At 71.6% G+C, this 10,333-nt stretch carries 10 protein-coding genes and 1 tRNA gene; 5 read left to right on the top strand and 6 right to left on the bottom strand.

Translation table 11 applies throughout. The features are described 5' to 3' along the window. Positions 1-509, top strand: a 509-nt coding sequence (locus ABZ956_RS29670; protein WP_361900284.1) for an Hsp70 family protein, incomplete at its 5' end; no start/stop codon positions are given. A 22-nt stretch (positions 510-531) separates the two neighbouring features. Here the strand turns inward: ABZ956_RS29670 and ABZ956_RS29665 are convergent. From ABZ956_RS29665 to ABZ956_RS29650, 4 genes are all read right to left on the bottom strand, one after another. Continuing rightward, the gene (locus ABZ956_RS29665; protein WP_361900281.1) at positions 532-1,317 is read right to left on the bottom strand and encodes an SDR family oxidoreductase; all 786 of its coding nucleotides are present in this window, start codon (positions 1,315-1,317) and stop codon (positions 532-534) included. A gap of 108 nt (positions 1,318-1,425) precedes the next feature. Next, positions 1,426-2,649 carry a GDSL-type esterase/lipase family protein gene (locus ABZ956_RS29660; protein WP_361900278.1) on the bottom strand — a complete coding sequence of 408 codons (1,224 nt, stop codon included), beginning with the start codon at positions 2,647-2,649 and terminating at the stop codon, positions 1,426-1,428. A gap of 93 nt (positions 2,650-2,742) precedes the next feature. After that, positions 2,743-2,816: transfer RNA gene (locus ABZ956_RS29655), tRNA-Lys, on the bottom strand. Between the two features lie 101 nt (positions 2,817-2,917). Further along, positions 2,918-3,289, bottom strand: coding sequence for a hypothetical protein (locus tag ABZ956_RS29650; protein WP_361900275.1), 372 nt, complete (start codon positions 3,287-3,289; stop codon positions 2,918-2,920). Between the two features lie 170 nt (positions 3,290-3,459). Here ABZ956_RS29650 and ABZ956_RS29645 point away from each other — a divergent pair, with 170 nt between their 5' ends. From ABZ956_RS29645 to ABZ956_RS29630, 4 genes are all read left to right on the top strand, one after another. Next, positions 3,460-3,948, top strand: a complete 489-nt coding sequence (locus ABZ956_RS29645; protein ID WP_361900272.1) for a DUF6314 family protein — start codon at positions 3,460-3,462, stop codon at positions 3,946-3,948. 91 nt (positions 3,949-4,039) lie between these two features. After that, entirely contained in the window at positions 4,040-5,425 is a 1,386-nt protein-coding gene (locus ABZ956_RS29640; RefSeq protein ID WP_361900269.1) for a potassium transporter TrkG, read from the top strand. Then, positions 5,418-6,143, top strand: coding sequence for a TrkA family potassium uptake protein (locus ABZ956_RS29635; protein WP_361900266.1), 726 nt, complete (start codon positions 5,418-5,420; stop codon positions 6,141-6,143). Before ABZ956_RS29640 ends, ABZ956_RS29635 begins: the two co-directional genes overlap by 8 nt. Positions 6,144-6,253: 110 nt before the next feature. After that, on the top strand, positions 6,254-8,473 hold the full coding sequence (locus tag ABZ956_RS29630) for an NADP-dependent isocitrate dehydrogenase (protein ID WP_361900264.1): 2,220 nt from the start codon (positions 6,254-6,256) through the stop codon (positions 8,471-8,473). 9 nt (positions 8,474-8,482) lie between these two features. On the opposite strand, the gene ABZ956_RS29625 is transcribed toward ABZ956_RS29630, so the two are convergent. Both ABZ956_RS29625 and ABZ956_RS29620 read right to left on the bottom strand, forming a co-directional pair. After that, positions 8,483-9,457: a DUF6114 domain-containing protein gene (locus ABZ956_RS29625; RefSeq protein ID WP_361900261.1), complete on the bottom strand. Its 975-nt coding sequence runs from the start codon at positions 9,455-9,457 to the stop codon at positions 8,483-8,485. Next, a complete protein-coding gene (locus tag ABZ956_RS29620) occupies positions 9,448-10,062 on the bottom strand; it encodes a DUF6230 family protein (protein ID WP_361900258.1) in 615 nt (204 codons plus the stop codon). Before ABZ956_RS29620 ends, ABZ956_RS29625 begins: the two co-directional genes overlap by 10 nt. Positions 10,063-10,333 lie beyond the last annotated feature (271 nt).

Below are 10,333 nucleotides of genomic sequence, written 5' to 3'. Positions count from 1 at the left end.
CCAACGGCATCATGCACGTGACCGCGAAGGACCTGGGCACGGGCAAGGAGCAGAAGATGACCGTCACCGGCGGCTCCTCGCTCGCCAAGGACGAGATCGACCGCATGATGCGCGAGGCCGAGCAGCACGCCGAGGACGACCGCCGCCGGCGGGAGGGCGCCGAGACCCGTAACCAGGGTGAGCAACTGGTCTACCAGACGGAGAGGTTCCTCAAGGACAACGAGGGCAAGGTTCCGGCCGAGGTCAAGAGCGAGGTCGAGACCGCGGTGTCCGAGCTGAAGGAGAAGCTCAAGGGCGAGGACACAGCGGAGATCCGCACCGCGACCGAGAAGGTCGCCGCGGTCAGCCAGAAGCTCGGCCAGGCCATGTACGCCGACGCCCAGGCCGCGCAGGCCGCCGCGGGCACCGAGGGTACGGGCGCGCGTACGCCCGGGCCCGGCGGCACGGGCCCGGAGGACGAGGTCGTGGACGCCGAGATCGTCGACGACGAAAAGGGAGGAACCGCGTAAGCCCCCGGCCGGGGGCCGCACCTCATGTCCGCAGGTATGACGCCCCGTTGAGGTCGAGCACCGCGCCGGAGCTCCACTGGGCCTGCGGCGAGGCGAACCACAGCACCGCCGCCGCTATCTCGTCCGGCGCGGCCACGCGGCCGTACGGGCTCTGCGCGCGGATCGCCTCGCCCCGGGCGCCCGCGAGCCGGTGCGCGACCCGCTCGGTCTCGATGAAGCCGGGCGCGACCGAGGTGACGGCGATGCCGTACGGGGCGAGGGCGACGGCCAGGGACTGGCCGAGGGCGTGCACGGCGGCCTTCGTCGCCCCGTACGCCGGGTGGTCGGGCTCACCGCGGAAGGCCCCGCGCGAGCCGACGTTCACGATGCGGCCGCCCGTGCCCTGGGCGATCATCCGCTGGGCGGCGAGGTGGCTGACGTTCGCCGTGCCCAACAGGTTGACGGCCGTGTGCCGCTGCCATGCGGCGGACCACTCGGCGTAGGCGGTGTCGACGGGTGGGTGTGGGGCGTTGACGGCGGCGTTGTTCACCAGGACGTCGATGCCGCCGAGCGCCTTCTCCGTCGCCGCCACGAGTGAGGCGGTCTCGTCCGGGTCCGCCAGGTCGCCGCCGACCAAGGCGTGCCCGCTGCCCGGGAGGCTCGCGCGCGTGGCCTCCGCCTCCTCGCGGCTCGCGCCGTGGTGCACGGCGACCCGGTCGCCGTTGGCCGCGAAGGCGTGCGCCACCGCCCGCCCGAGCCCACGCGCGGCGCCTGTGACCAGGACGCGCCGGCCACTCGCCGGGAACGTCTCGAGAACGGGCTGCTGCATGTGTGGCTCCTCCGTGCGGTGGCGCGATGACCGGCCACACCCTAGTACTTGCCTGATGCGACATCAGGACTGCCCGGGGCGCCAGGGTCGGAGCCGGTTGCCGTGCCGTCAGGCGCGCTCGGTGGCGAGCGGGCGGCCGGGGGAGAAGGCGAGTTCGGCGAAGCGTTCGCCGATGCGGCGGTGGGTGGCGGCGTCCGGGTGGAGCTGGTCGGGCAGCGGCAGTTCGGCGAAGTCCGCCTCGCCGTAGAGCTCTCGGCCGTCGAGGTAGTGCAGGTGGGGGTCGTCGGCCGCCCTCTGGCGCACGATGCGCGAGAGCTCGTCCCGGATGACGTTGAGCGTCAGCTTTCCGGCGGCGCGTTCCGCGGGGTCACCGGCGGCGCGGAACTGCAGCTTCCCTGCGCTGAGGTCGCTGAAGTCCGGGGCGCTGGGGCCGGGGGTGTCCTCATGGATGGGGCACAGAACGGGCGAGACGACCAGCAGGGGCGTGGTGGGGTGGCCCTCGCGGACGGTGTCGAGGAAGCCGTGCACCGCCGGGGCGAAGGCACGCAGCCGCATCAGGTCGGTGTTGACCAGGTTGATGCCGATCTTGATGCTGATCAGGTCCGCGGGGGTGTCGCGCAGGGCGCGGGCGGTGAACGGATCGAGCAGGGCGCTGCCGCCCAGGCCCAGGTTGATCAGTTCCACGCCGCCGAGGGAGGCGGCCAGCGCGGGCCAGGTCGCGGTGGGGCTCGCGGCGTCGGAGCCGTGGCTGATCGAACTGCCGTGGTGCAGCCACACCTCGCGGCCCCGGTCCGGCACGGGCTCGACGGGGGCGTCGGTGCGCAGCGCGACCAGCTGGGTGATCTCGTTGTACGGCAGCCAGATCTCGATGTCCTTCTCACCGTCGGGCAGACCGGTGAAGCGGACCGTGCCGACCGGGCCGGGCCGGGTTTCCGCGGAGCCGGTGGTCATGTCCACCATCAGGACGTTGCCGCCGGTCGTCCCGGCCTGGCCGGCCAGCCGGCCGTCGACGAGCAGGTCGTACACGCCGTCCGGCCGGGGCGGGGCGCCCTGGTAGGCCATCTTGGTGCGCAGCGTGTCCAGCTCGACGGCCGTGGCCCGGCTGCGGAACACCAGCCGTACGCCGGAGGGCTGGGCCTCGGCCATGGCCAGCTGCCCGTCGGCGCACTGCGCGCGGGCCCGGGCGGGCAGCCGGTGCGGGAGCACGCCGTGCTCGGTGCGCTCCAGGTCGAGGGCGCCGCGCAGGAGGTCCGCGGTGATGGGCGTGGTCACCCACTGTGTCGGGCGGGGCGTGGTGGAGGGGCCGGGGGTGTCGTCGTGCCGGTGGTTCATGACCCCAGCCTGTCAACCGGGTTCCTGATCCGCACATGATTTTCGGAAAAGGGAAAGCCCCCGCCGGTGAATGGCGGGGGCTTTCCTTCTCTGTGCGCCGCCAGGGACTCGAACCCCGGACCCGCTGATTAAGAGTCAGCTGCTCTAACCAACTGAGCTAGCGGCGCGCGGCATGAATATTACATGAGGGATGGGCCCTGGCGGAAATCGCCCGCCAGGACAGCGGCCCGGTGGGGCACCCGGCGGCTGCCGGGTGCCCCGCGCGGCCTTACTTCTCTTCGCTGATGCAGGTCGTGTGGTTCAGAATGCCGACGGTCTCGGTGCCGCAGTTGTTGCTGTTGCCGGAGGCGTTGCGGGAGTCGATGTTCGACAGCAGGCCGCCGCTCGGGCCGGTGACCTGGTGGTCGTCGCCGTGGTGGGAGGCGTGACGGTTGACGCACGTCCGCTCGTTCAGGAGTCCCATCCTGTTGGCGCCGCACAGGTTGGAGTGACCCGAGGAGTTCTTGCCCAGGATGTTGGACAGCATGCCGCCCGCCCCCGCGTCGATGGTGTCGGCGCTCGCGGCCCCGATGCCCGCGGGGGACACCAGGATCGCCGCGGCCATGCTGGACAGAACTGCGAATCGCTTCAGTGCACTCACTGGTACGCCCTTGTCTTTTCAGAAGATGCGGTGGGAACCCGTCGGATTCCACTTCCTCAGTCGGATGGGCTAACGCGATCACACGATCACAGTTACGGGCTGGGGGCGGGTGACAGCCGTGCGTGTTCGCGGCGCCGTGGTGGTATGCGGCGGTGGGCGATAATGAGGCGGTGAATCGCGCCGCCCACGATCCGGTCCCCGTCAGCGATGCGGCACCGCATCCGGTACCCGACGTCGTGGCCTATCTGTCCGGGCGGTGGACGGTCGACCGTACGCTGCTCGACCTGGCCACCGGCGCCCAGGGGACGTTTCACGGCACGGCCGAATTCCGGGCGGCCGGCGACGGCGCCCGCGTTCTGCACGTCGAGCAGGGCGAGCTGACCTGGAACGGTTCCGTCAACCGGGCCGGCCGGACGCTCGGGCTGCTGCCGCGGCCCGACGGTACGGCCGAGGTCACCTTCGCCGACGGCCGGCCGTTCCACGACCTGGACCTTCGTACCGGCCGGTGGACCGCCCGCCACCCCTGCGCCCGTGACCTCTACGACGGGACGTTCACCGTCGTCTCCCCGGACGAGTGGCACCTGCGCTGGTACGCGACCGGCCCGGCGAAGGACCAGCTGCACCGCTCGGTCTACCGGCGCCAGGCCGAGGGCGCGTAACGGGCCCACCGATCGGCGCAATGTACCGGTATACGCGGTATGTCCGGGTAGGGTGCGGGCCTGACAGCGACCGGTGACAGGAGGTCGGCAGGTGGCGGGTCGTCGGCTGGCTCGATTGCGGCGGGCGCTGCGGTCGCTGCTCGTCGTCCACCCCGCCCGCACCCTCGTCCTCGCCTTCGGCCTGGTGATCCTGGCCGGGGCGGTTCTCCTGGCGCTGCCGCCCGCCGCCGAGCGCGGGGGCGGGACGGACTGGGTCACCGCCCTGTTCACCGCGACCTCCGCGGTCTGCGTGACCGGGCTGGTCACCGTGGACACCGGCACCTACTGGAGCGGCTTCGGCGAAGGCGTCATCCTCGCGATGATCCAGGTCGGCGGCTTCGGCATCATGACCATGGCCTCGCTGCTGGCGCTCCTGATCTCCGGCCGGATGCGGCTACGGCTGCAGCTGACCGCGCAGGCGGAGACGAAGAGCCTGGACATCGGCAACGTACGGCGCGTGCTGCTCGGCGTCGCCGGGAGCACGCTGATCGTGGAGGCCGGCGTGGGCGCCGTCCTCGCCCTGCGCTTCCGCTTCGGGTACGGCCACGGCGCGGGCGACGCCGTCTACCTCGGGTTCTTCCACGCCGTCTCGGCCTTCAACAACGCCGGGTTCGGGCTGCGCGTCGACAACCTGGTGCCGTACGCGCAGGACCCGTGGGTGACGCTGCCGGTCGCGCTCGCCGTGATCCTCGGCGGAATCGGCTTCCCCGTCCTGCTGGAGCTGCTGCGCCACCGGCGCCGCAAGCGCACCCAGGGCAAGCGCAACTGGTCGCTGCACACCAAGCTCACCCTGCTCACCAGCGCCCTGCTGCTGATCGCCGGAACCGTGCTGACCTGCCTGCTGGAATGGACCAACCCCGGCACCCTGCGCCCCCTGGACTGGGACCAGAAGGTCCTCAACGGCTTCTTCCACTCGGCGATGAGCCGCACCGCCGGCTTCAACGCGCTCGACATCGGCGCCCTGCGGCCCTCGACGCTCCTGGCGACCTGCATGCTGATGTTCGTCGGCGGCGGCAGCGCGGGCACCGCCGGCGGCATCAAGGTCACCACCTTCGCCGTGCTGGCCGCCGCCATGCTCGCCGAAGTCCGCGGCGAGCCCGCCGCCGAGGTCATGGGGCGACGCCTGGCGCCGTCCGTGCTCCGCCAGGCCCTCACCGTCGCCCTGCTGGGCGTGGGCCTGGTGATGGTCGCCACCCTCGCCCTCCTCACCGTCTCCGGAAAGCCGCTGGCGGCGGTGCTCTTCGAGATCGTCTCGGCCTTCGGCACCGTCGGCCTGACGACCGGCATCACCCCGGACCTCCCCACGTCCGGCCAGTTCATCCTCATCGCCCTGATGTTCGTCGGCCGGCTCGGGCCGGTCACCTTGGTGTCGGCCCTGGCGCTGCGCGAGCACCGCCGCCGCTACCAGCTACCCGAGGAGCGACCCGTCATTGGCTGAGCACCGCAACCCCCTCCGCCGACGCCTGCGCCGTACGGAACCGACCACCCGGCGGGCCCGCCCCACCGGCGAGCAGCGGGTCGTCGTCATCGGCCTCGGCCGGTTCGGCAGCTCACTCGCCCACGAACTGATGCGCCGGGGCTGGGACGTCCTGGGCGTGGACACCGACCCGCGACTGGTCCAGAGGCTCAGCGAGGAGATCACCCACGCGGCGACGGCCGACTGCACCGACGCCATGGCCCTCGAGCAGCTCGGCGTGCACGATTTCAGCAGCGCCGTCGTCAGCATCGGCACCGACGTCGAAGCCAGCGTCATGGTCACCTCCAACCTCCTGGAAGCAGGCGTGCCCAACGTCTGGGCCAAGGCCATCAGCCGGCAGCACGGCCGGATCCTGGAACGGCTCGGCGCCCACCACGTCGTACTCCCCGAGCACGACATGGGCGAGCGCGTCGCCCACCTGGTGACCGGCCGGATGATGGACTTCATCGAATTCGACGACGACTACGCCCTGGCGAAGACCAGCGCCCCGCACGTCGCCACCGGAATGCCCCTCGGCGAGAGCCGGGTCCGCACCAAGTACGGGGTGACCGTCGTCGGCATCAAACGACCCGGCGAGGACTTCACCCACGCCACGGCCGAGACCGTCGTCGAACCCGGCGACATCATCGTCGTCACCGGCAAGACGGCGGCGGTGGAGCGGTTCGCCGAGCTCGGTTAGGCCGCCCGCCCGGGCCACGCGCCCGTCGTGGTGGGGGCAGGGCCGGGGGAGGGGGACGCAGGATATATCTTGATGTCGAGCAATGTTACAGACGTGAAGCGGAGCACCCGGTGACTGACTCGACCATCATCTACACCCACACCGACGAGGCTCCGGCCTTGGCGACGTACTCGTTCCTCCCCGTGGTCGAGGCGTACGCCTCGACGGCCGGGGTCACGGTGGAGAGCCGTGACATCTCCCTGGCCGGGCGGATCATCGCCAGCTTCCCGGAGCGTCTCGAGGAGAGCCAGCGTATCGACGACGCGCTCGCCGAGCTCGGTGAGCTGGCGAAGACTCCCGGGGCGAACATCATCAAGCTGCCGAACATCTCGGCCTCGATCCCGCAGCTGAAGGCCGCGATCGCCGAGCTGCAGCAGCAGGGCTACGCGCTGCCGGACTACCCGGACGACCCGAAGACCGACGAGGAGCGCGACGTCCGCGCCCGTTACGACAAGGTCAAGGGCAGCGCCGTCAACCCGGTCCTGCGCGAGGGCAACTCCGACCGCCGTGCCCCCGCCTCGGTGAAGAACTACGCCAAGGCGCACCCCCACCGCATGGGCGCCTGGACCGCCGAGTCCAAGACCAACGTCGCGACCATGGGTACCGACGACTTCCGCTCCACCGAGAAGTCCGCCGTCATCGCCGAGGCCGGCTCGCTGCGCATCGAGCTCGCGGGTGACGACGGCACCACCACCGTCCTGCGCGAGTCCGTGCCCGTCCTCGCGGGCGAGGTCGTGGACGCGTCCGTCATGCGCGTCGCGGCGCTGCGCGAGTTCCTCACGGCGCAGGTCGCGCGCGCCAAGGCCGAGGGCGTGCTGTTCTCCGTGCACCTGAAGGCCACGATGATGAAGGTCTCCGACCCGATCATCTTCGGCCACGTGGTGCGCGCCTTCTTCCCGAAGACCTTCGCCGAGCACGGCGCGGCGCTCGCCGCGGCCGGCCTGAGCCCGAACGACGGCCTCGGCGGCATCCTCAAGGGCCTGGAGGCCCTGCCCGAGGGCGCGAAGATCAAGGCGTCCTTCGAGGCCGAGCTCGCCGAGGGCCCCGCCCTGGCCATGGTCGACTCCGACAAGGGCATCACCAACCTGCACGTCCCGAGCGACGTCATCGTCGACGCCTCCATGCCGGCGATGATCCGCACCTCCGGTCACATGTGGGGCCCGGACGGCCAGGAGGCCGACACGCTCGCGGTCCTCCCGGACAGCAGCTACTCCGGCGTCTACCAGGTCGTCATCGACGACTGCCGCGCCAACGGCGCCTTCGACCCGGCGACCATGGGCTCGGTCCCGAACGTCGGTCTGATGGCGCAGAAGGCCGAGGAGTACGGCAGCCACGACAAGACCTTCGAGATCCCCGCCACGGGCACCGTGCGCGTCGTGGACGAGGCCGGCAACGTCGTCCTCGAGCAGGTCGTGGGCGCCGGTGACATCTTCCGCATGTGCCAGACCAAGGACGCGCCGATCCAGGACTGGGTCAAGCTCGCCGTCACCCGTGCCCGCGCGACCGGCGTCCCGGCCGTGTTCTGGCTCGACGAGGGCCGCGCGCACGACGCGCAGCTGATCCAGAAGGTCCGCACCTACCTCGCCGAGCACGACACCGAGGGTCTGCAGATCGAGATCATGTCGCCGGTCGAGGCGACCGCGTTCTCCCTGGAGCGCATCCGCCGCGGCGAGAACACCATCTCGGTCACCGGCAACGTGCTGCGCGACTACCTGACCGACCTCTTCCCGATCCTGGAGCTCGGTACGAGCGCCAAGATGCTCTCGGTCGTCCCGCTCATGAACGGCGGCGGTCTGTTCGAGACCGGTGCCGGCGGCTCCGCGCCCAAGCACGTGCAGCAGCTCGTCAAGGAGAACTACCTGCGCTGGGACAGCCTGGGCGAGTTCCTGGCCCTCGCGGTCAGCTTCGAGCACCTCGCGCAGACCACGGGCAACGCGCGCGCCCAGGTGCTCGCCGACACCCTCGACCGCGCGACCGCCACGTTCCTCAACGAGGACAAGTCGCCCAGCCGCCGCCTCGGTGGCATCGACAACCGCGGCAGCCACTTCTACCTGGCGCTCTACTGGGCCCAGGAGCTGGCCAAGCAGACCGACGACGCCCAGCTCGCCGAGGCGTTCTCGGCCCTCGCCGCGACGCTGGTCGAGCAGGAGCGGACGATCGTCGACGAGCTGATCGCCGTGCAGGGCTCGCCGGTCGACATCGGCGGCTACTACCAGCCCGACGCCGCCAAGGCCTCGGCCGTGATGCGTCCGTCGAAGACGTTCAACGAGGCCATCGCGACCCTCGCCTGACCCGTCAGGTCACCCGCGTTCCGCCCCGGCCGGCACCCGCCGGCCGGGGCGGTCCCGTCCCACCGCGCCTGGTGGAGCCGGCCCGATGCGCAGCCCGTCCGCGACGATCGTGTCGCTGGTGACGAGGGCCTGCTCGGCGTCGACGTCCGTCATGAAGACGAACGGCGGTACGACCGGGGGGACGGGCAGGGCGTCGGGGGCGAAGGTGGTGCACACCAGGCCCTGGACACAGCCGCTGAAGCGGGTGAGGTAGAGCGTGACGTCGCCGCTCAGCCGCAGGTCGGCCACGTCGAGGGCGAGTTCGTCCCCGCCGTCGTGGGTGCGCAGCCGGTAGTCGGAGAGCGAGGCCGCCCGCATGCGCAGCACGATGACCCGGCGCGGGCCGTCGACGGTGCGCACGGTCTCGACCCCGGCGAGCATCAGGCCGTGGGGCGCGAACCGCGTCGTGGTCACCGTCGGGGGTGTACGGGGCGCCGTCACGGCTCCTGGCGCCCGGTCCGCCCGTGGGGGGACGGCCAGGCCGGCCAGCAGCACGACGGGCAGCACGGCCGCGAGGCTCCTGGGCGGTCCCGGCGGCGTGGGGGAGCGGTGCTCCGGGGGTTCCGGCGGGGTCACCGGCGTCCAGGCGAAGCCCATCGCACCGCCCGCGATGCCGAGCAGCGCGCCCACGAGGAAACCGCCGAGGTTGGTGGCGGCGAAGGACACCACCGCCAGGATCACCGCGTGGATGCCCACGTAGTGGTGGGTGTGCGGAAGGAACCACAGGAACAGGCCGGCGGCCACCAGCGCGGCCCCGATGCCCAGGGCGGCGATGCCGCCGAGGCCCATGCCGACCAGCACGGTCCACGGCGCGAGCGGGACGACGAGCAGTTCGGCGCCGCCCAGGATCAGCAGGGCCCCCGCCCAGAACGGGCGGCTGCGCCGCCAGCCGCGCAGGGCCCGCGCGCCGCGCGGGACGCGGCCCGGTGCCGTGCTCAGAAGCACGCCCGGCCGTTGAGGCTCACATCGAGGGTGAGCCCTTTGAGATGGAAGTCGCCGCCGGTGGCGGACCAGGCGTGCGACCGCACTCCGGTCACCGTGACATCTCCGGCCTGCAGGCCGAACCGCCCCGGCTCGCCCCGCACGCCGGGCACCCGGTCCAGCGTGGAGGCGTCCCGGCCGATCTCCACGTCGCCGAACTCCGCGTCCCCGGAGAGATCCTGACTGTGCAGCACCAGATTGCGCACGGCGATCTCCCCGGCACGGCCGCCGGCCTTCAGCTTGAACACCACCGTGCCCACCGGCGTCTCGACCCGGGCGGCCTGGCAGAGGTCCGACAGCCGCGCGTCGCCGATGGCCAGGAGGGCGCCGGGGTGCTGATCCCCGCCGGCGGACCGGTCGACGTCGACGAACGAGGCCAGCCCCTTGCTCGACAGCCGGCCCGACGACACCTGAAAAGCCTTGCCCGACACCGCGAAGGACGAGGCCAGCACCCCTTCCGCCATGCCGACGGACATCGCCGCGACGGCCGCCACGGCCGGCAGAGCGACAAGCGCGGCCTTGCGCCAGGCCGTTCGGCCCTCGGGCGGCCTCCGTCCGGTTCGGCTCACGACGCCCCCCTCCTCGGACTTCTCGTTCCACGCCAAAGGCTTGGATGCCCACGTAAGGGACAGCCACCCCTCTATCGGTATCACCCACACGGATGAGTTCCGGGGTGACGGCGCCAACGGTGCCGTATCCGCACTCGCGACGTCCCAAATCCCGTGCCTCACAAAGGGTTTGTCGGCAATTCGCCCACGCTTTCGCGTGGTTCATGCGAAGGGGGTATTGCCCGTTTGTGCCCGTTCCGGAAGGCAACTGATATCAGCGTCGCGTCGCGAC

It is taken from the genome of Streptomyces sp. NPDC046261 (assembly GCF_040646235.1).
Lineage (GTDB): Bacteria > Actinomycetota > Actinomycetes > Streptomycetales > Streptomycetaceae > Streptomyces.
The sequence above is the reverse complement of the archived record's forward strand: the minus strand, read 5'-3'. Positions and strand labels throughout refer to the sequence as shown.

Bases quoted from the DNA above. Each gene is read 5' to 3' on its own strand.
- ABZ956_RS29665 (WP_361900281.1), bottom strand. From the start codon at position 1,317: ATGCAGCAGCCCGTTCTCGAGACGTTCCCGGCGAGTGGCCGGCGCGTC.
- ABZ956_RS29660 (WP_361900278.1), bottom strand. From the start codon at position 2,649: ATGAACCACCGGCACGACGACACCCCCGGCCCCTCCACCACGCCCCGC.